The 22,590-nt window shown below is 39.3% G+C and carries 26 protein-coding genes; 11 read left to right on the forward strand and 15 right to left on the reverse strand.

Annotated features, from left to right (window positions below):
- The first annotated feature begins 2 nt into the window (after window positions 1-2).
- Window positions 3-1,376 (forward strand): sensor histidine kinase, encoded by a 1,374-nt coding sequence (locus tag R6U77_RS03800; protein ID WP_319837514.1) that lies wholly within the window; start codon window positions 3-5, stop codon window positions 1,374-1,376.
- Here the strand turns inward: R6U77_RS03800 and R6U77_RS03805 are convergent.
- From R6U77_RS03805 to R6U77_RS03820, 4 genes are all read right to left on the reverse strand, one after another.
- The gene (locus R6U77_RS03805) at window positions 1,363-3,051 is read right to left on the reverse strand and encodes an IS1182 family transposase (protein ID WP_319837515.1); all 1,689 of its coding nucleotides are present in this window, start codon (window positions 3,049-3,051) and stop codon (window positions 1,363-1,365) included. The genes R6U77_RS03800 and R6U77_RS03805 overlap by 14 nt on opposite strands.
- A gap of 177 nt (window positions 3,052-3,228) precedes the next feature.
- Window positions 3,229-3,597, reverse strand: coding sequence for a YxeA family protein (locus R6U77_RS03810; RefSeq protein ID WP_319837516.1), 369 nt, complete (start codon window positions 3,595-3,597; stop codon window positions 3,229-3,231).
- Window positions 3,594-5,453 (reverse strand): ABC transporter permease, encoded by a 1,860-nt coding sequence (locus tag R6U77_RS03815; RefSeq protein ID WP_319837517.1) that lies wholly within the window; start codon window positions 5,451-5,453, stop codon window positions 3,594-3,596. The genes R6U77_RS03810 and R6U77_RS03815 overlap by 4 nt, the downstream gene beginning before the upstream one ends.
- Window positions 5,440-6,207 (reverse strand): ABC transporter ATP-binding protein, encoded by a 768-nt coding sequence (locus R6U77_RS03820; RefSeq protein ID WP_319837518.1) that lies wholly within the window; start codon window positions 6,205-6,207, stop codon window positions 5,440-5,442. The genes R6U77_RS03815 and R6U77_RS03820 overlap by 14 nt, the downstream gene beginning before the upstream one ends.
- A gap of 719 nt (window positions 6,208-6,926) precedes the next feature.
- On the opposite strand from R6U77_RS03820, the gene R6U77_RS03825 reads away from it, so the two are divergent.
- Window positions 6,927-7,685, forward strand: coding sequence for a hypothetical protein (locus tag R6U77_RS03825; protein ID WP_319837519.1), 759 nt, complete (start codon window positions 6,927-6,929; stop codon window positions 7,683-7,685).
- 86 nt (window positions 7,686-7,771) lie between these two features.
- The gene (locus R6U77_RS03830; RefSeq protein WP_319837520.1) at window positions 7,772-8,020 is read left to right on the forward strand and encodes a hypothetical protein; all 249 of its coding nucleotides are present in this window, start codon (window positions 7,772-7,774) and stop codon (window positions 8,018-8,020) included.
- Window positions 8,021-8,118: 98 nt separating this feature from the next.
- On the opposite strand, the gene R6U77_RS03835 is transcribed toward R6U77_RS03830, so the two are convergent.
- The 3 genes from R6U77_RS03835 to R6U77_RS03845 all read right to left on the reverse strand — a co-directional run bounded on the left by R6U77_RS03835 (window position 8,119) and on the right by R6U77_RS03845 (window position 10,952).
- Window positions 8,119-9,429 (reverse strand): FAD-dependent oxidoreductase, encoded by a 1,311-nt coding sequence (locus R6U77_RS03835; protein WP_319837521.1) that lies wholly within the window; start codon window positions 9,427-9,429, stop codon window positions 8,119-8,121.
- 50 nt (window positions 9,430-9,479) lie between these two features.
- Window positions 9,480-10,529: a DUF418 domain-containing protein gene (locus R6U77_RS03840; RefSeq protein WP_319837522.1), complete on the reverse strand. Its 1,050-nt coding sequence runs from the start codon at window positions 10,527-10,529 to the stop codon at window positions 9,480-9,482.
- 132 nt (window positions 10,530-10,661) lie between these two features.
- On the reverse strand, window positions 10,662-10,952 hold the full coding sequence (locus R6U77_RS03845) for a DUF6509 family protein (RefSeq protein WP_293928992.1): 291 nt from the start codon (window positions 10,950-10,952) through the stop codon (window positions 10,662-10,664).
- Window positions 10,953-11,074: 122 nt separating this feature from the next.
- Between R6U77_RS03845 and R6U77_RS03850 the strand changes: the two genes are divergently transcribed.
- From R6U77_RS03850 to R6U77_RS03885, 8 genes are all read left to right on the forward strand, one after another.
- Window positions 11,075-12,253 (forward strand): alanyl-tRNA editing protein, encoded by a 1,179-nt coding sequence (locus tag R6U77_RS03850; RefSeq protein WP_319837523.1) that lies wholly within the window; start codon window positions 11,075-11,077, stop codon window positions 12,251-12,253.
- Complete coding sequence (locus R6U77_RS03855) at window positions 12,250-12,798, forward strand: hypothetical protein (protein WP_319837524.1); 549 nt, start codon at window positions 12,250-12,252, stop codon at window positions 12,796-12,798. The genes R6U77_RS03850 and R6U77_RS03855 overlap by 4 nt, the downstream gene beginning before the upstream one ends.
- The gene (locus R6U77_RS03860) at window positions 12,791-13,303 is read left to right on the forward strand and encodes a TlpA disulfide reductase family protein (RefSeq protein ID WP_319837525.1); all 513 of its coding nucleotides are present in this window, start codon (window positions 12,791-12,793) and stop codon (window positions 13,301-13,303) included. Before R6U77_RS03855 ends, R6U77_RS03860 begins: the two co-directional genes overlap by 8 nt.
- A gap of 133 nt (window positions 13,304-13,436) precedes the next feature.
- Window positions 13,437-13,748: a metal-sensitive transcriptional regulator gene (locus R6U77_RS03865; protein ID WP_293928986.1), complete on the forward strand. Its 312-nt coding sequence runs from the start codon at window positions 13,437-13,439 to the stop codon at window positions 13,746-13,748.
- A 14-nt stretch (window positions 13,749-13,762) separates the two neighbouring features.
- The gene (gene copZ, locus R6U77_RS03870; RefSeq protein ID WP_319837526.1) at window positions 13,763-13,969 is read left to right on the forward strand and encodes a copper chaperone CopZ; all 207 of its coding nucleotides are present in this window, start codon (window positions 13,763-13,765) and stop codon (window positions 13,967-13,969) included.
- A 79-nt stretch (window positions 13,970-14,048) separates the two neighbouring features.
- Window positions 14,049-16,451, forward strand: coding sequence for a heavy metal translocating P-type ATPase (locus tag R6U77_RS03875; protein ID WP_319837527.1), 2,403 nt, complete (start codon window positions 14,049-14,051; stop codon window positions 16,449-16,451).
- A gap of 117 nt (window positions 16,452-16,568) precedes the next feature.
- Window positions 16,569-17,039, forward strand: coding sequence for a PCYCGC motif-containing (lipo)protein (locus R6U77_RS03880; RefSeq protein WP_319837528.1), 471 nt, complete (start codon window positions 16,569-16,571; stop codon window positions 17,037-17,039).
- A gap of 181 nt (window positions 17,040-17,220) precedes the next feature.
- Window positions 17,221-17,595 carry a hypothetical protein gene (locus R6U77_RS03885; RefSeq protein ID WP_319837529.1) on the forward strand — a complete coding sequence of 125 codons (375 nt, stop codon included), beginning with the start codon at window positions 17,221-17,223 and terminating at the stop codon, window positions 17,593-17,595.
- 41 nt (window positions 17,596-17,636) lie between these two features.
- Here the strand turns inward: R6U77_RS03885 and R6U77_RS03890 are convergent, their stop codons facing one another.
- The 8 genes from R6U77_RS03890 to R6U77_RS03925 form a co-directional block, all read right to left on the reverse strand.
- Window positions 17,637-18,560, reverse strand: coding sequence for a dipeptidase (locus tag R6U77_RS03890; RefSeq protein WP_319837530.1), 924 nt, complete (start codon window positions 18,558-18,560; stop codon window positions 17,637-17,639).
- Window positions 18,561-18,614: 54 nt separating this feature from the next.
- Complete coding sequence (locus R6U77_RS03895; RefSeq protein WP_293928976.1) at window positions 18,615-19,379, reverse strand: sulfite exporter TauE/SafE family protein; 765 nt, start codon at window positions 19,377-19,379, stop codon at window positions 18,615-18,617.
- A 10-nt stretch (window positions 19,380-19,389) separates the two neighbouring features.
- Window positions 19,390-19,620 carry a sulfurtransferase TusA family protein gene (locus tag R6U77_RS03900; RefSeq protein WP_406601076.1) on the reverse strand — a complete coding sequence of 77 codons (231 nt, stop codon included), beginning with the start codon at window positions 19,618-19,620 and terminating at the stop codon, window positions 19,390-19,392.
- Window positions 19,621-19,669: 49 nt separating this feature from the next.
- On the reverse strand, window positions 19,670-20,788 hold the full coding sequence (locus tag R6U77_RS03905) for an MBL fold metallo-hydrolase (RefSeq protein ID WP_319837532.1): 1,119 nt from the start codon (window positions 20,786-20,788) through the stop codon (window positions 19,670-19,672).
- A 30-nt stretch (window positions 20,789-20,818) separates the two neighbouring features.
- Complete coding sequence (locus R6U77_RS03910; RefSeq protein WP_319837533.1) at window positions 20,819-21,376, reverse strand: sulfurtransferase TusA family protein; 558 nt, start codon at window positions 21,374-21,376, stop codon at window positions 20,819-20,821.
- On the reverse strand, window positions 21,373-21,684 hold the full coding sequence (locus tag R6U77_RS03915; protein ID WP_293928998.1) for a rhodanese-like domain-containing protein: 312 nt from the start codon (window positions 21,682-21,684) through the stop codon (window positions 21,373-21,375). The genes R6U77_RS03910 and R6U77_RS03915 overlap by 4 nt, the downstream gene beginning before the upstream one ends.
- 5 nt (window positions 21,685-21,689) lie before the next feature.
- Window positions 21,690-21,983, reverse strand: a complete 294-nt coding sequence (locus R6U77_RS03920; protein WP_406601094.1) for a rhodanese-like domain-containing protein — start codon at window positions 21,981-21,983, stop codon at window positions 21,690-21,692.
- Window positions 21,984-22,053: 70 nt separating this feature from the next.
- The gene (locus tag R6U77_RS03925) at window positions 22,054-22,530 is read right to left on the reverse strand and encodes a DsrE/DsrF/DrsH-like family protein (protein ID WP_293928967.1); all 477 of its coding nucleotides are present in this window, start codon (window positions 22,528-22,530) and stop codon (window positions 22,054-22,056) included.
- Window positions 22,531-22,590 lie beyond the last annotated feature (60 nt).

A 22,590-nucleotide genomic window follows, 5' to 3' on the forward strand; every position in this document is an offset into this window, starting at 1 on the left:
TGATGAGATGGAAGCTAACAGGCCGCTTTTTAATGGCCATACTTTGCACAGTGTTTTGTGTTATTTTAGTAAATGCCATCATTGCACTTGTGTTCTATGCGTACTATAGCTCTGGTGAGGAGCATCCTGCCTCTGCAACTGATTTCACGCGCACACTTGCACGTTATATTACAGAGGTAGATGGAGAGCCCGTTATTTCAGATAAAGGGATTGCTGCATTGGAAGAACGCAATGCATGGCTACAATTTTTAGATGACAATGGTAATGTTATTGGCAATGCACTTGCACCCGCCACCGCGCCTGTGCATTACACACCAGTGGAATTAGTCCATGCTTATAAATACCGCGATGAAAATCAGGTTTCTACATTTGTGGCAGAACACAATGACATCATGTATTTAGTCGGTATTCAAGACCGCAATCTATCGAAAATTGTTATCACTTCCAACACAAGCTCAATCACGCAATTTACTGCACAGCTTGCGCTTATTATGATTATCGTCGATTTACTTATTGCCATCATTATCGGCTTTATTTTCAGCTCCTTTTTAACGAAGCCGATTTACCGAATGATAGAGCGCATTCGCATGCTGAAAAACCGCAACTTTGCAGTTGACTCAAAGCATAGCAGAGGGCTTTATCGTTCCATTTTCCACAATTTAGATGACGTCGCTGAAAGCTTAAAATTGCAGGAGGAGGAGCGACGCAAGCTGGAGCAAATGCGCAACGAATGGGTTAGCAATGTTTCTCATGATATGAAAACACCACTTGCTGCCATTCAAGGCTATGCGGAGCTACTGCAAAGCAATATTTCTACATCAGAACAGACAGAATATGCGGAAATTATTGAGAAAAAGTCCGTTTATATGCGAGAATTGCTCGATGATTTCACATTAACAATGCGTCTGCGCCAACAGGAAATGCCTTTACAGCTTGTTGACACAAATATTGTTTCATTTGTACGTGAGCTTGTTATCGATGTGCTAAATGATGCGACATTTGGCGAGCGCAACATTACATTCAATGCATCAATCGACAAGCTAACAAAATGTATTGATACGCATTTAATGAAACGGGCATTGCTCAATTTTATTTATAACGCACTCGTGCATAATGAAGAAGAGGTTATTCTGAAGGTTTCTGTGGAGGAAGTAGGCGGAACCGCCGTTATTCACATTCGGGATAATGGTAAAGGTATTACAAAGGCAGACTTACCGCAAGTATTCGAACGCTATTATCGAGGAACGAACACAGAAAATATTAAAGGGACTGGACTTGGTATGGCGATTGCCCGTGATGTCATTCAAGCACACGGTGGTGAGGTAGAATTAATGAGCGAGCTTGGCATTGGAACAAGCGTTATCATTCAGCTGTAACAAATAAAGAGGCTGGGACATAAATAGTTCTAGTCCATACAAAAAATCGAAATCGCATCAGGTGATTTCGATTTTTTGATGTGTGAAAGGAAGAACTGGAAGAAGATTTCCTCTTCCACCTATACTTTCGTAGATTCACGGCCATCAAAGCGAAGCCGATTTCGTTTTCCACCTTCGATTGACCACGAACCGAAAAGCGAGTAAAACCTAAATTAGCCTTCAGACAGCCAAAAACTGGTTCTACATCTACTTTTCGTTGACGGTAGAGAGTTCCTGCTTTGGCTTCTGAAAGCTTTGTACGTACATATGCTTTTTGTTGTTCCCAGTTTTCATTTACCTTGATTTTCCGTGACTTGCCTTCTTGGGCTTTCGTACATTTCTCTCGAAATGGACAACCGGTACAGTCTTCGCATTCATAGATACGAAACGTTCGTTGGAATCCTTCTTTGTCTTCTTGTGTTGACTCATAGCGGAACGTTACTTTTTGCTGGTATGGACAGATATAGGTATCCAACTCTTCATCATACATCCAGTTACTTGTTCGGAAGGGGTCTTGTTGGTATTTTTTGCTTTGCTCTTTTCGATAATGCGTATAGGGAATCACAGGTTCACACTTTCGGTTGTTTCGTACATCTTCATAGTTTGGCTCACTACCATAGCCGGCATCGGCTACGATATGTTGTGGCAATTGAAAATAGCGTCTCTCGATTTCATCCAAGAAGGGAATCAACGTTTTCGTATCCGTTGGATTCGCATAAATGCCATAAGCCAATGTGTACTGTCCCTCTGTCGCAATTTGTAAATTGTAGCCCGCTTTTAATTGGCCATTTTGCATGTAGTCATCCTTCATGCGCATAAAAGTTGCATCAGGGTCTGTTTTGGCATAGCTATTCCGTTTGCCGAAAATCGCAAAATCTCGTTCATATTTCTGTTTGCGGGTGATCCACTCGTTTACTTGCTTCCATTGTTGTTTCGGTGTTTTTCGTTCACTTCGTAGCTGCTTTCGCTCTTGTGCCTTTTCGGATTGCTCGATTCTTTCTGTATAGTCGGCTACGACTTCTTCTAATTTTTCTGCCACCTGCTTTAATTCAGTGATGGACAGCTGCGTTTCCACTTCTTGTTCGATGGCTGGTATAATTTGTTGTTGCAGTAATTCCTCATACAGCTGGTTTGATTTTTCCACCAAACTCGCTTCATATTTTTCAATCGAACGTTTCCACACAAAGGTGAATTTGTTCGCAGTTGCTTCGATTTTCGTGCCGTCAATAAAAATGGCTTCTTGCGCAATCAGGTCCTCCTTCACCAGTTGACAACGGAATTGCACGAAACATTGACGAAGCAATTCCTTTGTCAATGGGTGAACACGGAAACGATTGATGGTACGGTAACTTGGTTGATAGCCTTGCGCAAGCCACATCATACGAAGGCTATCTTTCGTCAGGTCTTCAATTCGGCGACCAGAGAACGCTGATTGGGTATAGCCACATAAAATGAGCTTGAGCATCATACGTGGGTGATAGGCTGGACAGCCGGTTTGTTGCAGAAAAGGAGCGAAAGCTTCTGTGGGGATACTTTCCACTAATTGATGAATAGAGAAGGCGATATCGTGTTCTTGTAATTTTATTTCAACATCCAGCGGTAAAACTAATTGATTCATGTTATAATCTTTAAACATAAGGATCCTTCTTTCTGTATAATTTGGTTATGGTGACTTAATTTTATCAGAAGTGATCCTTATTTTTTATGAAAAAATTGAAAGCCGGTGAAATTTTACTGATGGTAAAATTTCACCGGCTTTTTAATTTAGAGGTGGGTTTTGTCCCAGCCTCTTTTCATATTTCTAGGAGAAGCATTAGTTTTGAGCTACTAACTGCTCCTTCACCTTGTCAGGCAATTCCTCATACGACACTTCATCGTATGATGTCACTTCATTACCTTTCTTCACATAAAGCTTCAAATACGCATCATGGCGCAAATTTTTACCTGCCGAAAACTGTACATCAACTGCCTCACCATTTTCCTTATAAGCAGGCTGCTTATACCAATACATCGCCATTACTTCACCATTTGATGTCGTGAATTTTTCTATCTCCCCATCCTCTGTAATTTGTACATATACAGAGTCTTTTCCTAAACGATTAAAATCGACTGTTGCTACAATAACAAGTGCCGCAATAACTAAAACAACTAGCGCTGTTAGTCCAATAAATACTTTTTTCATTTTCTATGCCCCCATTGTAAATTGTGTGAGAATTGTGTGTGTGCCAGGCACCCAATCACTGAATAAATCCCTACATAAACCGCCATCCATATGATGACAGGCACTGTAATGTTTGCACTCATCAAGCCCGAAAACGCACTAAGTGCAAAGGCACTATGCATAATGCCCATGATTAACGGTGCTGTAAAAATAAAGCCAATTTGTACACGTACCGTTTTTTTCATTTCTTTATGACCTACACCAATTTTATGCAAAATTTCATATTTGCCACGGTCCTCTTCAGCTTCCGTCATAATTTTGAAGTAAATAATACTACCCGTTGCTACTAAGAAAACTAAGCCTAAAAAGCTACCAACAAATAATAACGAGCCTAAGCTTTCAATTGATGCTTTATAGGTTGCTGGAAAGCTTGATAAATACGTCTCATCCCCTAGCTGCTGTTGTAGCTTGTTAGAGGCTGCAATTTGCTTTTTTTCATTGTCCATCGCAACTACCTGGTAAGCATTTGCTTCAATGTCTAATGCCTGATAATCTTCTGTTGAAACAACGACGACTTGCGCAATGACATTGGCATTCAAAACGCTTTCTACTCGAAAATCTTTCACCTTTATCGTTACGCCTCCAACAGTGAATTGTTGTCCAGTGTAATCCGTTGAAAAGCGTTCATCATAATAGGGATCTAGCATTATTGCCTCACCGCTTTGCACAGCTAACTGCTCACGTTGTTGTAACTTTGCAAGCATGTTATACGTGTCATTATCAATAAATGTGTAATTGTAAATGCGCTCATCACTGTTTAGCTCCGTTTGCTTTGCATAAATCGTTTCATTGTACAAAATATCCTGTGATGGAATGTCAGCTACCTCACCTTTCCACATAAATGTGTTTGGCAAATAATGATGCGTTTGTGTTCCTGCATTATAATACATCCCATATACTGCCCCACCAGCAGTAATTGTCGTCGCACTTAACACAGCGATTGTTGTCAATGTTTTTGAATTGGCACGAATGCGGTATAAAATTTGTGAAACGCTTAATAAATTGAGCCCACGCCATGCCCAGCGCTCATTGTTTTTTAGCTTTGTTAGTACAAATACTAAGGCGCTATGAAATAATAAATAAGTACCTGTAACAGTTGATAAAACAATAATAATTGGTGTTGATATACCGAGCATCGCCCACATTTTTGATGTCATTAAATCTTGAAGTGCTAACCAGTAACCGAATACTAGGAAGACAATCCCTGCAACTGTTGCCGCCCATTTCGCTCTAGGTAAGTTTTCCCCTTTTTTCTCCGCATGGAACAATTCAATCAGTTTAAATTGATAAATTACACGGTAGCCTTGCAATGATGTAAATAAGAAGACAACCATAAAAACAATTGTCGTATTGAGCACGGCTGCACCTGATAGTGTGAAGCTCGCTACTGCATCAAGCCCCATCAAACGTACCAATATTGTCAACAAGCCCTTTGATAATAGAAAGCCAAGCACAATTCCGATAACAAGTGATAAAATACCAAGCACGATATTTTCGAAAAATAATAAAAAGCCAATTTGCTTTTTACGTACACCTAGAAGCGAATACAGCCCGACTTCCTTTTTACGCTTTTTAATAAAAAATGAATTGGCATAAATAATAAACAGTGCTACGAAAATTAATAGCACGACAGAGGAAGCACTCATAATGCCCTGCACCTTCATTGAAGAATCTGCTAATGCGCTAATATCATCGCTATATTTCAATGTCACGAACGTGAAATAAATGACGATGCTAAACAGCACAGCACCGAAATACAGCGCATAGTTCTTCATATTACGACGCATATTTTTCAATGCTAAATCAAATAACGTCATTTACGTCACCGCCCATCACCGTAAGCTCCTGTAAAATCATTTGGAAAAATTGCTTACGCGTCTGTTCGCCTCGGAAAATTTCCTTCGATAACTGTCCATCCTGAATAAATAAAATGCGCTGACAGAAGCTCGCCGCATAGGCATCATGTGTTACCATTAAAATTGTTGATTGCTGCTTGGCGTTCAAATCACTCAAGCTTTCTAATAAATCCGTCGCTGACTTCGAATCCAATGCCCCTGTTGGCTCATCTGCAAACAATAGCTTTGGCTCTGTAACAAGCGCTCTTGATGAAGCTGTGCGCTGCTTTTGTCCTCCTGAAATTTGGTACGGATATTTATTAAGCAAATCTTCTATACTAAAAAGCTTTGCGATTTTTTGAACTCGCTCATTAATTTCTGCCGCAGGTCTTTTGGCAATTGCCAGTGGTAGTACAATATTTTCACGCACTGTTAACGAATCAAGCAAATTATAATCTTGAAAAATAAAACCTAAATGATCGCGTCTAAAGTCTGCGAGCTGTTCATCTTTCATCGTTGCAATATTCGCATCATCAATAACAACCGAGCCTGTCGTTACACTATCAATCGTTGCGATTACATTAAGTAATGTCGACTTTCCTGCACCTGAAGGGCCCATCACACCAACAAATTCACCGTGATGCACCTCAAAGCTTACCCCGTTTAATGCTTTATATAAATTGTTCCCTTTACCATATGCCTTTGTAATATTGTCAACTTGTAAAACTGGTTTCATCCTTCGCACCTCCGTTTTGATACTTTTACTTTAACAGTCATGTCTTACATGAAAATTGTGCGAAGCTTACAGCAACCTTAATTTTTGTAACAATACTACAGAAACGTTACATTTCATTTAAGGTTTGATGAAAAACCACTATTTTGCATAAAAATGCGCTATGCTATACCTGTTCCAATCATCCGCATTGTATTTACATTCCGCAAAATAGCACGCCTCGCTATTTATAAATACAATGACAATCAACCATTTGGACATGAGAAAACACCTCACATTGATAGAAACAGAAAAACAGGGTTATTCGAAAGCCCCAATAAAAATAGATGTAGAAAACGACATGTTCTCTACATCTATTTTTATTAGCTCTCTCGTTAAAGCAAGATAGCTTTTTCCGATTCCCAAGATTCATACGATATCAATACTTTTTGATACTAAATAACCTCTTATAATCAAAAACATATCTTTTTCATTGACTTTACATTAAGTAAAGAATGTAAAATAATTTTATTTCCACAGAGTTTACTATAATTAATGAAAATATAATTATTTAAAAAATTATGTTATACCGACATGATTTTGTCGGATACCGACTCCAACTTGTCGGTTGTAATGTCGGACTATCCAGTGCTAGACTTGGATTAACTCGAGTAGATAATCACTATAGCTATAGTTAAATAGATTGACATGTTATATAAATAAATTTATAGAGGTGTTAAATAATGTTGAAAAAACTGGGCGTAACGTCACTACTATGTGGTTCTCTGTTATTATCTAATGTACCTTTTACAAGTGCTGAAAGTGAGAATGTTTCTATATTAAAAAAGGATTTTAACGAAGCGATTGTAGAATATAATGGGGAAATAATAAATTTAAATTTTGCTGATTCAGATGTTTATAGCAAAATTACAGATAACATTATTAAAGATATATTAAATGAGTCAAATGGTGATGGAGATATTACTATTTATGAAATTGGTGATGAAGAGAGTAATAGTCTAACTCCTAATATATTAAATCAAGACTTTACTAATTCTGTTGGAATAAATGAATTAGCTCCCTATTCATTGTTGCATAATTACCAACTTACAAAGAAACAAGATACGATTTATAATACACCTATGCCTGCAATACAAGTTGAATCTGTAGCTTATGGGGAAACAGTGGTTTTAAGTGAATCAAGAACTTACACTAACAGCTTTTCCTTAAATGGTGAGTTTGACTCTGAAGCAGGTGCTAAATTAGGAGCAGCAATGAATGCAAGTGTAAGCTATACGTATAATAAACAAAGGACTTTAAACGGACCACCTCAAGGTTACACTACTAGAATTTATTATCATACAAAATACGTTGACTATGGAAATTGGGAAGTGGCCAAAATAAACAAAATCTCTGGTCATACAGTCTATCAGTCAGGTTCTTATAGAGAACCAACTGATGCAACTACAAAGTATATAAATTGGGCCCAAAATTACAAATAAGTACAGGAATTACTAATAAGCAAAGACCTTTAGAAACAAAAGGTCTTTGTTTCATTGTTATTTTTTAAATAAAGGAGATAATAATTATGACTTCATCTAATACGGAGGAAACATTCATTAAAAATGTTTTCTATATACTTATAATTGGTATGATCATAGGAACTGGTTTAGGTATTCTTTTTGTATCTTTCAACCATGAAGAATATTTAAGTGATGGCACACTTCTTACTACAAAAATAAGCTGCCTAGAATATATAGTGAAAATATTAAAAGTTACTTTCGTATCTAGCTTTACTTTTGCAATAGCGTATTTAATTTATAAATTTTTTCGATAAAATCTAAACTTCCCCATAAACATTAGACACACATCTAACATTTATGGGGTCTCCTTCATAAAAAATGTAAACATCAAAACAGCTTTTTCACTAAACCTCTAACTATAACGCTTGGCAATCTGAAGCAATGGATCCCATACACCATTAAACGGTGGCGAATAGGATAAATCAATATCTAATAAATCGGGCAAGGTCATCTCTGCCGCTAGTGCCGTCGCAAAAACATCGATGCGCTTATCAACACCTGCGCCAACCGCCTGTAAGCCAAGTAATTTTTGCGTATCTTTTTGTACAACCATGCGCAAATAAATCGGCTGTGCATCAGGATAATAGCCTGCAATATGATTCGCTTTATGTGTATAAACATCGTACGCAAGCCCAAGCTTGTCTGCATCCTTTGATGTAACACCCGTCATGCCAATCCCTATGTCGAAAAACTTCAAAATCGCAGTGCCTGCCACTCCTTTAAAGCTTGTTGCCTTGCCAGCCATATTAAGCCCTGCTACACGTCCTTGTTTATTCGCAGTTGTGCCTAGCGCAACATAGTCATATTCGCCTTTTACATAATGGAAATGCGCTACGCAATCCCCTGCTGCATAAACATTTGGTAGCGATGTTTGCATATGCTCATCGACAATAATGGCACCATTATCCCATTGTTTTAGCTGGTCTGCAAAAGCCGTATTTGGTTTAATTCCTGTTGCGACAATGACAAGGTCTGTTGGATAGCTACCTTGCTCCGTTACAACAGCCTCCACCTGCTTTATTCCTGTAAAACCTGTCACCTGTTCATTCAATAACACTTCCACACCTTGCTTCTGTGCCTCAGCTAACACATGCTCAGCTAGCTGTTCATCAAGCAGTGACATAAGCTGTTTACCACGATGAATTAGACGCACTGCCAAATTGCGTTCTCTCATCGCCTCTACCACTTCAAGCGCAATATAGCCTGCCCCTAATACCGTAACATGATGTACATTTTGCAGGCTTTCTAGCAATTCATGCATTTGTGGAATCGTTTTTACCGTATGGATATTTTCCAAATGTGTGCCATCCCAATCAGGCATCGTCGGACTGGCACCTGTAGCGATTAATAATTTATCATATGGCACAGTAAAGGGCTCATCTTGATATTGCCCTTTCACAACCTGTGCCTCAAAGTCAATCTCCTGCACCTCATGTCGAATACGTGCATCAATACCTCTTTTGCGAAACTCTAGCGCAGAACGTGCAATTAAATTTTCCGGAGAGGAAATGCGCCCATCAATTACATACGGTAGCCCACATTGCCCATATGAGTAAATCTCCCCACGTTCAAGTGCTGTAATTTCTGCCTCCTCTACATTGCGTAAAATTTCCATTGCCGCACTCATACCAGCAGCATCTCCACCAATAATGACATACTTCATCGCAATCACTCCCTTTATTTCATGATACATGAATTGCGATGAAATTGTGCCTAAATTGTTTGTGTGCCTGGCACTTTTTGTTTTGGTTTCCCTGTCATCCAACGCCACAATTTCTCCAACGGCCCAATATTAAAGAACTTAAAATAAATTACGCTAAATACAATCTGAATAGCAAAGACCATTGGCGCAATCACTACGACATCCTTTGAATTCACTACTTCAATTCCCATTACCGACATAATTGCTAAAGCAATAAAGCTTTGTGCAATATAGTTTGTTAATGCCATGCGCCCAACCTTTGCAACAGGCTGAAATAGCTTGATTGCTGTTGGGTGAGAGAAAATCCAAAATGCCAAAATTAAATAGCAATACGTAATGGGTAATGTACCTAGCGTTATGATGTCCATTAATTGTTTGTTATTGCCCATTGATGCAAACCAAATCCATAGCATACTCCCTACTGCAAATGGTAACAGCACAATAAATAACGTTTTTAATTGCTTTACTTCTTTTACACTTTGAATCCACCCTGCCTTGGACACATAAAAGCCAGATAAAAACATAATAAATACAAGCATTGAATCATTGCTAAAAAGGCTTGTAACAAATGAATCAGTTGCAGGAACAAACAGCGGTAATGCCGTTGCGACCAAGTGAACAGCGATAATTCCTATTAACCAATTGCGAATCGTCTTCAAGCTTGCTTTATAAAATGGCAGCAATAAAAAGCCTATCACTGCATAAAAGACTAAAATTGAGCCCCAGAAAATAACAACATGCACAGCGCCAATTAAAAACAGTGCCAATAAACGTCTAGCAAAACGCCATCTTGGCTTATCTCCACGGGCCTCAGCACGTGATGCAAAAATATAAAAGCCTACCCCAAATAAAAACGAGAAAATTGAAAAGAATTTTTTTTCTATAAAAACATTTATGATTGAATCAATCGTTTTATTGATACCTGTAAAATCAGGCACCGGCCCACCTTCAACTAATACTTGGTAGCCTGCAATATTAATAAATAAAATACCAAACAAAGCAAAACCTCGAATAATATCGAGGGATTGAATTCTTTCTTTCGGTGTAACAGATGAACTCATCTATCAGCAACTCCCTTTTCATATATTGTTACACCTACTATAAATGCTGTATCTTACATATGCTTAATGCTAACCTTACGACAACCTTAAATAAAAATAAGGCAGAGGAAAATTATGCCCCCTGCCTTATTTTTACTCTTCTGTTGTCAATTGCTCCTTGCAAAACGCTACAATCATCGCTTCCTCTTCATCCTCTAAAGCAAAATCTAAGTATTCATTTTCCGCCTTATCAATAATGAAGTAATTCAGCACGCGTACCTCATCATTATGATAACCAATTAATACGCGCACCTCGATGCCTGCTTCCGAATATAGCTCATCCTCCTCGTCAATTTCTACATCTAATAAAAATTCATAGCGCTTGCCTTCGATAATATTTGTTGGGTCTTTAATTTCTTCAATTGAAAATTGTGTAATATTCAAGTTGCTCGCTCCCTTTGCGAAAGATATGTGTCTTTCTTAATGATAACGTAAAATTACTATGCGTCAACTAGATGACAGCCTCCTTGTCATATGCCAAAATAGAAAGCAAAGGAGATGAAAAGATGGAAAATTTACTTTATTATGTCGATTCCACAATACAACAATTTTCGGCACAAATTTTACATAGTGGCAATGACGGGCGTAACTATGTGGTGCTTTCAAATACAGCATTTTACCCAACAGGTGGTGGACAACCGCACGATACAGGCTGGCTCAATGATGTGGAGGTAGTTGACGTAGAAAAAGTTGATGGAGAAATTCGTCACTATATTAACGGAAAGCTCACTTTAGATGAAGTAACAGGCAAACTCAATTGGCAGCGTCGTTTTGATCATATGCAGCAGCATACGGGACAGCATATTTTAACAGCGGCTTTTGTCGAATTATTCGGCTTTGCTACAACAAGCTTCCATTTAGGCACAGGTTTTGTGTCAATTGATTTGGATACAGCGACAATCACAGAGGAACAGCTGCAACAAGCTGAAGCACGTGCTAATGAAATTATTTTAGAAAATCGCCCAATTGAAACGAAATGGGTAACGAAGGATGAGCTTGCTGCTTATAATTTGCGCAAAGAGGTAGCAGTTGATGAGGATATTCGTCTCGTTATTATTCCTGACTATGATTACAACGGCTGTGGCGGCACACATCCAACATCAACAGGACAAGTTAGCCTACTAAAAATTATGACAACAGAGAAAATGAAAAAGCAAATTCGTGTTCATTTCGTCTGCGGACAGCGTGTATTACATGAATTAGCAATGCGTAAAACAGTGCTGACGGATGTAGCAAGACAGCTAAGCGTGCCAGAGGAGCAAGCAGCAACAGCATTACAAAAAGTAATGGAGACAGCAAAAGCTACTGATAAAACCTTAGCTGAGGCACAAGAAACATTGCTACAATATGAGGCACAGGAATTGTTGGCAAATGCACAGCAACATATTATAACGGCACATTTTGAAAATCGGCCAATTCAAACATTGCAAAAGCTGACACGCTTTATTACAGAGCAGGACACTACAGCAATTGCCCTACTTACTGCAAATAATGCTAATAAGCTGCAATTCGTGGCAGCACGCGGACAAAACGTGACAGTTAGCATGAAAAATGTAGCGAATTCCGTTTTACCTATTTTAAATGGTAAAGGTGGCGGTAACGATGCACTTGCTCAAGGCGGCGGTGAGCAAACGCTAGCAGGAGCAGAGTTGCTAGCACATATGGTAAATGCCTTAAAACAATGACCTATCTTCAATTGTTTGGCATTTCGATTCCTACACTTTGGATTGCTTTGTTAATAACAGCTCTATTGCTATCCATTCAACTTGATGATTGGTTTAGTAATGCCATTTTTATTTATATTATAGTTTGGAAACTAAGCTATATTTTCCATTGGGAAAGCATGTGGGGCTTGCTCTACTTTAATGGTGGCAAATTAGGACATTGGCTTGGGCTAATTAGCGTTATGCTTTATATTGCTTTATTTGCACAGAAAAAATACCCTTCACTCAAAGCACAGGCTAGCATTACGGCATTGCTGTTCATCTATATATTTGAAGTGATTTCCAATTTATTGCATATTGATTCTTTATTCGCTGCCATCCAAGGAGCAATCTGCTGCCTTATTTTATTGCTACGTAAAAGGCTCAATTGGCAATGGATTTTACTATTTTTCGCAATGGAACTACTAACTTTGTCGTTGCAGCATACGTTAACATTAACGAAGCTTTTTACATTTAGTATGCTGATTTTCATAACTTTGATTATAAAGGAGAAAAAAAATGGCTAAAAAAATATTATCAATTGCTATTATTGCCGCTGCCGTTGTTGTCATCGTTTTTAGCATTGCCAACGCAATGAACAAAAAGGAAAAGCGTGAAAATGCGGAGCAAGCAGCTGATTTCACATTGGAAATGCTGGATGGTAAGACGGCCTCTTTATCAGACTATAGAGGGCAAAAGGTCGTGTTAAATTTCTGGGCGACATGGTGTCCACCTTGCAAGGCAGAGGTTCCACACTTACAAAACTTCTATGAGGAAAACGAAAATAGCGATGTACAATTACTTGCTGTTAATTTAACAGCCTCTGATTCGATGAGCGATGTTGAAAATTTTGTTGATGGCTATGGAATTACCTTCCCTGTTTTGCTTGATATAGATGGTGAGGTTGGTCAGCAATATGAGGTCATTACGATTCCGACCACATACTTCCTCGATGAGGAAGGGAATATTGTTGAAAAATACATCGGTGCTTTAGATGAAGAAACGATGGAAAACATTTTAGACTCTTATTAAAACTGTACAAACCTGCTGAGAAATTGGCAGGTTTTACTTAATAATGGGCATTTACTTTGTACGAGAAATCTTCCTTGTTGACATACCCCTCACAGGTATGATAAATTGAATGTAACGATTGGAGGCGAGCATAATGGAGCATACTGTTGATGAAACGATCGCTTGTCGAAAAAGCCATCACCCTGAGTCAGTAAAAAAGGATTTATCAACACGTTTGAATCGCATTGAAGGTCAAATACGTGGCATAAAAGGCATGATTGAGAAGGATGTATATTGCGATGATGTCATTACACAGCTAGCAGCAACACAATCTGCCCTCAACAGTGTCGCTAAAATTTTACTTGAAGGACATTTAAAGGGCTGTGTCGTAGACCGTTTATCAGAGGGCGATGATGCAGTAATAGATGAATTAGTTGTCACAATCCATAAATTAATGAAAAAATAAGGAGCGAATAATTTATGCAAAATGTAACATTAAATGTACAAGGTATGTCATGTGGTCATTGTGTGAAGGCGGTAGAAGGAAGCGTTGGCGAGCTTGTAGGTGTTGAGCAAGTAACAGTAAACTTAGAAGCTGCAACAGTTGCAGTCGCTTTTGATGAAGCGCAAGTAACAGTTGAGCAAATTAAAGAAACAATCGACGATCAAGGCTATGATGTCGAGTAACATTAAGTAGGGTGCTTCTGAAAAGCACTCTCTTCTTTACAAAAATATATACCCCCATACAGTATAAGAGGTGAGCAAAATGGCAACAAAAGAAACAACCTTACAAATTACAGGTATGACCTGTGCTGCCTGTGCAACACGCATTGAAAAAGGCTTAAATAAAATGGATGGTGTAGAGGAAGCAACCGTCAATTTAACTCTTGAAAAATCTGCCATTAAATATGATGCAGAGAAAATTAGCACTGCAGATTTAGAAAAGAAAATTGAAGCTTTAGGCTATGGTACAGTAAAGGAAAAAGCTGAGCTTAACATTACAGGCATGACTTGTGCCGCCTGTGCGACACGTATTGAGAAAGGCTTAAATAAATTGCAAGGTGTGACAACAGCGAACGTCAACTTAGCTTTAGAAAGAGCAACAATCGAGTTTAATCCTAGTGAAATTTCCGTTACTGATATGATTGCTCGTGTTGAAAAGCTTGGCTATGGTGCCGCACAGCCTATGGCACAGGAAACAAATGATCACCGTCAGCAGGCTATCCAAAAGCAAACACGTAAATTTATCGCAGCCGCAATCTTCGCACTGCCATTACTTTGGACGATGGTTGGGCATTTCTCTTTTACATCATTTTTATATGTACCCGACTTCTTAATGAATCCTTGGGTGCAAATGGCGCTCGCAACACCCGTTCAATTTATTATCGGCTGGCAATTTTACGTAAGTGCTTATAAAGCATTGCGCAACGGTAGTGCAAATATGGATGTCCTTGTAGCAATGGGCACATCTGCCGCCTATTTTTATAGTGTCTATCAAGCAATTGCACACGGCAACTCACATCATGCGCAGCTTTACTTTGAAACAAGCGCTGTTTTAATTACACTCATTTTATTAGGAAAATTATTCGAGGCAAAAGCAAAAGGTCGCTCGTCTGAGGCGATTAAAAAATTAATGGGATTACAAGCAAAAACGGCTTTAGTCGTGCGTGATGGTATTGAAAAGGAAATTCCGTTAGAGGAAGTAGTCATTGGCGATATACTTTTAGTCAAACCAGGTGAAAAGATCCCTGTCGATGGCGAAGTAGTAGAAGGCAGCACAGCAGTAGATGAATCCATGTTAACAGGCGAAAGCTTACCTGTTGATAAAAAAGTTGGCGATTTATTATTCGGTGCAACAGTCAATAACAATGGCTTTATCCGTATGAAAGCAACGAAGGTTGGACGTGACACAGCACTTGCACAAATTATTAAAGTGGTTGAAGATGCACAAGGCTCTAAAGCGCCAATCCAACGACTTGCTGATAAAATTTCAGGTGTTTTCGTACCTATTGTTGTCGGTATCGCTGTGTTAGCATTTATCGTTTGGATTACGCTCATCACGCCTGGCGAATTCACACCAGCACTTGAAGTTTTCATTACGATTCTTGTCATCGCCTGCCCTTGTGCGCTAGGTCTTGCAACACCAACATCTATTATGGCTGGCTCAGGGCGCGCTGCTGAATTTGGCATTTTATTTAAAGGCGGCGAGCATTTAGAGCAAACTGGTCATATTGATACAGTAGTTGTTGATAAAACAGGCACTGTCACATACGGTAAACCTGTTTTAACAGATGTATTGTTAGCTGATGCTATAGATGAAACGACTGTTTTATCATTAGTCGGTGCAGCAGAAAAGCAATCTGAGCATCCATTAGCACAAGCGATTGTGCAAGGAATTGAAGAGCGTAACATCTCATTAGGCGATGTACAATATTTCGAAGCAATTCCTGGCTATGGCGTACAGGCAACTGTTTCAGGGCAAGCTGTTATTGTCGGTACGCGTAAATTAATGGCACAGTACGGTATCGACATTCACAATGTTTTATCGACAATGGAGGCACTAGAGAAAAACGGAAAAACGGCGATGCTTATAGCAATTAATGGGCAATATGCTGGCCTTGTTGCTGTTGCTGATACCGTGAAGGAAACATCGAAGGATGCAGTTGAACGCCTACAGGCTATGGGTATCGAAGTCATTATGATGACAGGCGATAACGAGCGCACAGCCCAAGCAATTGGTGCAGAGGTCGGCGTTAATCAAGTGATTGCAGAGGTACTTCCAGAAGGTAAAGCAGAAGAAGTGAAAAAGCTACAAGCAATGGGTAAAAAAGTTGCGATGGTTGGCGATGGTATTAATGACGCCCCTGCCCTCGTTACAGCAGATATCGGTATGGCAATCGGAACAGGTACAGATATTGCGATGGAGGCAGCAGATATTACATTAATACGTGGCGATTTAAACGGCATTGCTGACGCCATTTTAATGAGTCGCAAAACGATGCGCAACATTAAACAAAATCTGTTTTGGGCATTTGCCTACAACACATTAGGTATTCCAATTGCCGCAATCGGCTTGCTAGCACCTTGGGTTGCTGGTGCTGCAATGGCATTTAGCTCCGTTTCCGTTGTATTGAACGCCTTGCGCTTACAACGAGTAAAATTACATTAAAAAAAATCGCATGAAATCCTTTAATACTGGATTTCATGCGATTTTGTCATAAATTCTTCAATTTGTACTATACCCCCCTATGCTATAATTTTATTAAAATAAGGAGGCGGATATTTTATGAAAAAGCTAAGATTTAGTTTGATAGCTATCGTTTTACTATTAGCTGCATGTAGCTCAAAGGAAGAATCCCACGATGGACATGAGCATGTAAATGGTGATATTCAAGAGGAAACAGCAAGTGCTGAAATACTACCAGCTTTTTTAAATGAACAGCCTGAAAATATTCGTTTAACATATCAAATTGCAGGGCAAGCAACAGATTTATTAGAATGGATCCCTTGCTATTGCGGCTGTGGTGAATCAGCAGGACATCGGAGCAATTTAAATTGCTTTATAAAGGAAGTGAAGGAAGATGGTGCTGTTGTTTGGGATGATCATGGCACACGCTGTCTTGCCTGCCTAGAGATTGCCTTACAATCAGCGAAAATGTACAAAGAAGGTGCAGATTTGAAGGAAATCCGCCAAACGATTGATGAATTGTATAAGGAAGGCTATGCACAGCCAACAGATACTCCATTCCCAGCATAAAAACAGCTGTCACAAAGTATATGATTTCACTTTGCGACAGCCTTTTTACATACATAATTGCTAGGTATTTCGAATGATTTCCATAGCTCAATATTCCTGATTTGCCAATAAAAATATCAGAATTTTCCGCCATTGTAGTATACTATTGTAAATAACATTGAACAGTGAGGTGTGCAAAATGATGTATATTATTATTGCCATTGTTGCAATATCTGTTGTCACTGCAATCATAAATATTATGTTCGTGAGTAAAAAAATCAAAACCCATCGACAAAGTAATAAAATGCGAAAAAACATTTTAGCGGAAGGACAGTCTGCAAAAGCAATCATTAATGCAATTCAAGCAACAAATGCCTCCTTAGGTGGCCAGCACCCAAAGGTCATTCTTGATTTGGCGGTTACCATGCCAAATGGCGAAACGCTTCAAACAGCTGTCGAAACCTACATCCATATTGTTCATGTGCCATCATTCCAGCCTGGAAAAGAAATAGATGTGAAATATCTTATCATTGATGGTATACCAAAATTTGAAGTTGTGGGTGCTGTTGTCCTATAAAAAGGCCGTGCGCAAAGATAGCACGACCTTAACAAATGTGGCTATTTTGGCAAATGCCGCAAAAAATTTTGCCCTGCAAAGCCACGTACCTCGTCTTCTGTATAATATTTCAATAGTTCATTTAATAAATTAGGATGCTGGCTCGCATTTTCCAGCTGCGGCACCTTTATATCTATCCCATCAAAATCAGAGCCCAAGCCAATTAAATGTTTACCACCAAGTGCACAAATATGGTCAACATGCTTGATTAAATCAGCAATTGTCGCATTGCCTTGCGCTTCAATAAATAGCGGATAATACACAAGATGAATTGGTGCATTTTTCGCCACCATTGCCTTTATTTGTTCATCGCTTAAATTTCTGCGATGCGCGCATAATGCCTTCGCATTGGAATGTGAGGCAATTACATAATCTGCAAGCTCCAATGTATCCCAAAAGCTTTTTTCACTTAAATGAGAAACATCTGTGAATATTTTATGTGTATTATTTTGTTGAATAATTTCCTGTCCAAACGCTGTTACCCCGCGTCCTAAATCTTCATCTGCGCCGTCCGCAGCCTCATTCGCATTATTCCATGTTAAACCGATGCTTAACACACCGAGCTCACGGAATAAATGCCACATTTTGATATCTCCCTCGAAGAAATCAACACCTTCAATCGTCAAAAATGCACCAATTTCATCGCTCTGTAAGCGTTCAATATCTGACCAATTTTTAATATGTACTACTTTATTTTCTGGTCGTATAACATGTGTTTGAAAATAATAGATTTGACGCAGCGCAGATTTTATTTTTTCCGATTTCGGTGTAGTTGGCTGAATAAAGATAGCAAATGCTTGCACCTTCACATTACCCTGTCTTAAATGTTGCAAATTCACATCAAATGGAGCAGTGGAAAAATCATATTCCTTTTTCTCATATTTATAGAGTACGTCACAATGTAAATCAATAATTGGTAATCGCATGTAAAAATCCCCCTTTCGATACATTATGCTGCATCGAAAGAGGGATTGCTATTATTACATATCAAGCCAGATTTTAATCGCTGTTGCTAAAATCAACAAGGCTAAAATGATTTGCAAAGCTTTTGTGTTTAATGTTTTACCAACCTTTGCCCCTAAAGGAGCCGCAATGATGCTAGCAACAATCATAATAGCCGCTGCTGCATAATCGACCTGTCCTGTTACAAGCTTGCCAACGCTACCTCCAATAGATGAAATAAAGGTAATTGCAAGACTTGTAGCAATCGTCATTCGTGTTGGTATTTTTAAGACCACAAGCAAAATTGGAACAAGTAGAAATCCTCCTGCCGCCCCAACAATGCCTGAGCCTACCCCGACAATAAACGCAAGCACTGCAGCAAGTGGCTTATGATAGGTTACTTGTGCTAACGGTTGGTCATCTAGCTGCTTCTTCGGTACAAACATCATGATCGCTGCAATGGTTGCCAACACCCCATAAACGATATTCACACTTGCTTCTGATAAACTAGTTGAACCGAAGCTCCCAACAAAACTTCCCACCAAAATCGCACTTCCCATCGTTGCGATTAGCGATTTATTTAAATACCCACCTTTACGGTATGCCCATACGCCTGCAATAGAGGCAAAAAGTACTTGCACTGCGCTAATACCAGACACTTCATGTGCGGTAAAGGTTGCCACACCAAATAATGGCGGGATATATAGAAGCATTGGGTATTTAATAATGGAACCGCCAACGCCAAGCATGCCTGAAATAAATGAGCCGATAAAACCAATCGCAAACAATACGATGATAAACATAAAAGTTCTCCTACGCCTTTTTTATACGGAATATTAGCGCATCAGCTTGCTCTGTTTGCTCAATAATTTCATGCCCTCCTGCACTTGCCCATGCAGGAATATCTGCTAATGCCCCCTTATCCGTTACATGCACCTCTAAAATATCGCCTGTTGTTAATGCATCCATCGCTTTCTTTGTACGTACAATTGGCATCGGACACGCTAAGCCCTTTGCATCTAAAATCATTGTTTTTTCCATCATCATTTCCTCCTCTGTTTTATTGGGCGAATCGCTACTTTAAACTAAAAATTTATCTCACTGCACAGCGATTCGGTCCAATTTCCATTTCTGTCTGCTCATCGTAGTTCGGTTTTAATTTTCCCATATTGACATAACGAATTTGCTTATAGGCATTTGGCTGCGGTGGTAAATGATCCGTTACCGTTTTGCGGAATTCCTCTGCATCTTCAATATTCAATCCATGATTTTCTGCAAATAAATCTCCTAAACGCTTCGCTACTGAGCCGTCTGCATTCAGCTCCTCCACAATCATAAAATGTGCTGGCAAGACAATCAGCTCATCAATTAGTTCTCGATAACGGTCATACAATGTTGTACGCAAGTCATCTACCCAATCCTCTGCTAATCCTGCTAAATCAGGACGACCAATGGAGTCAATAAATAAAATATCCCCCGTTAATAAATAGCGACTATCAATAACAAATGACGTTGAGCCGATTGTATGCCCTGGGGAGTACAATGCCTCGATATTTACCGAGCCGATTTGTACCTTTAGCCCATCTAATACATCATGAAAATCAAACACGACTTCCTCTGCATCCTTTGGTGGTAAATAATACGTAGCACCTGTTATTTCAGCAATTTTGCGTCCACCTGAAATATGATCAGCATGTAAATGCGTATCGAAAACATGTGTAATTGTGACGTTTTTCTCTTTAGCAAAATCGATAAATACATCTGTAAAGCGCACCGCATCAATCACAGCTGCCTCCCCATTTGCCATAACCATATAGGATAAGCAGCCTTTACCTAAGCGTACAAATTGATACAGCTCTCCCCCATCTGTTAAATCATCTATTTTGATTGGTTCAATATATGTGCTCCAAGATTTCATACCACCTGCTAAATAAGCGGCTTCGCGTCCTTCTGCCTCTAGCATTTGAGCAATCATTACTGATGAGCCCTCTTTGGCACATACTACTAGCAGCTCACGATCTGTTGGAATTTGCGGCAATATTTCCTCCACACCATCCAACAGCTCGAAATACGGGATATTTAAATATTCGAATTGCTTACCTTCAATTTTCCAATCCTCAAACGCCTCTTTGTTACGTACATCCAAAATAAATAATTGCTCATTATCGATTACTTTGCGTGCTACTTGAGCCGCTGTCCATGCTTTTGCCATCTCCAATTACCCCCATAGGTATTATTTTATTTAAAAAATTTTTTCTAATGCACCTTGCCATTCAACCATTCCTGGCACCACATTATAAACATTGTCGAAGCCTGCGCTCGCTAATTTTTTCGCTGCTAAATCGCTGCGCTTAGCTGTGCGACAAATAACATAAATCGGCTGCTCCTTTGCTAGCTCATGCATACGGGCATCTAGCTCACCTAACGGAATTGATTTTGCACCTGCAATATGTCCAAATGCATATTCCACTGCCTCGCGTACATCTAAAATGATACCGTCTGTTAAGCTAAGCAATTGCTCATTTGACACAGTTTGTGGAAAAGGTGTTTCCACAATACCCTCATTTGAGCATTTGCGTACATAATGATAAAGAACATCCCCCTGTACCGTTGTACCAATATATTGATGTCCGACTGACTGTGCCCATGCTGCTAAATCTGCTGTTGAGCCTTTATCTGTTGCCTGTACCTCTAAAACTTGCCCATCAATTAAATCTGTCATCGCCTTTTTCGTGCGCACAATCGGCATTGGACATGCTAAACCTTTTGCATCAATTTGTCTATCTGCCTTTATTGTCATTGTACTTCCTCCTGTTCCATAGCATCTTGCCACGCTAGCATTCCTCCTACCATATTAGTAACGTCATAGCCTTGCTCCTGTAAAAATGCTGTTGCTCGACCACTGCGCGCACCTGAGCGACAGACGATAATATATGGCGTATTTTTATCTAGCTCATGCATGCGAAATTCCAGCAGCCCTAATGGGATATGAAGAATGCCTGGAATATGCCCTTGCTGTACTTCATCCACTTCTCGTACATCAAGCAAATGCACTGTTTCACCTACCAGTATACGTTGCTGTACTTGTTCCACTAAAATTTCCTTCACTTTTATCATCCTCTCCATGCATTCATACCACCGCGTATATTTGTAATATTGTTATAGCCTAATTTCTTTAACTGCTTACATGCTTGTGCACTGCGCATACCACTTTGGCAAATAACGAAAATTTCTTGATTCTTTGGCAAGTGTGAAAAATCTGTGCCAAGTGGCATATTTTTAGCTTGTGGAATATGTCGTCCTTTATATTCAGCAGGTGTACGCACATCAATAAATAACTTGTTACGATCGTTAATAATACTTGCCAGCTCCTCAGTAGAAATTGTTTTTACACCTTTTGCTGGCATCATTCGCCATACAATTAAAGCTACGATAGCAGCAGCTATAATAAAACCAGTCACTTAAATACCCCCCATCCTATATAAATAGATTGACATGCCCTTGCTCAGCATCTGCTAAATAGGCAGCTACACCCGCATAATGGACACCATCTAAAAGCTCCTCTTTTTGAAGTCCCAATAAATCCATTGTCATCGTACATGATACGAGCTTAATATCTTGCTCCTGTGCCATCTCAATAAGCTGTGTGAGTGTTAATGCATTATGCTTTTTCATGACATGCTTAATCATTTTTGGCCCCATGCCAAGCATCTGCATTTTTGACAAACCAAGCTGTTCCGCACCGCGTGGCATCATGCGCCCGAACATTTTCTCTAAAAATCCCTTTTGCACTTCGGCAGGCTGCTGCCTGCGCAATGCATTAATACCCCAGAACGTATGAAAAATCGTTACGTCATGGTCATAAGCTGCTGCACCATTAGCAATGATATATGCTGCCATCGCCTTGTCATAATCTCCACTAAACAATACAATCGTCGTTCTTTTCTTTTCCATTGTCCGCCTCCATATACCCCTATAGGTATTTATTTTCACAAAATAGAAAGCCGCACTAAT

The organism is Lysinibacillus louembei (assembly GCF_033880585.1).
GTDB lineage: Bacteria > Bacillota > Bacilli > Bacillales_A > Planococcaceae > Metasolibacillus > Metasolibacillus louembei.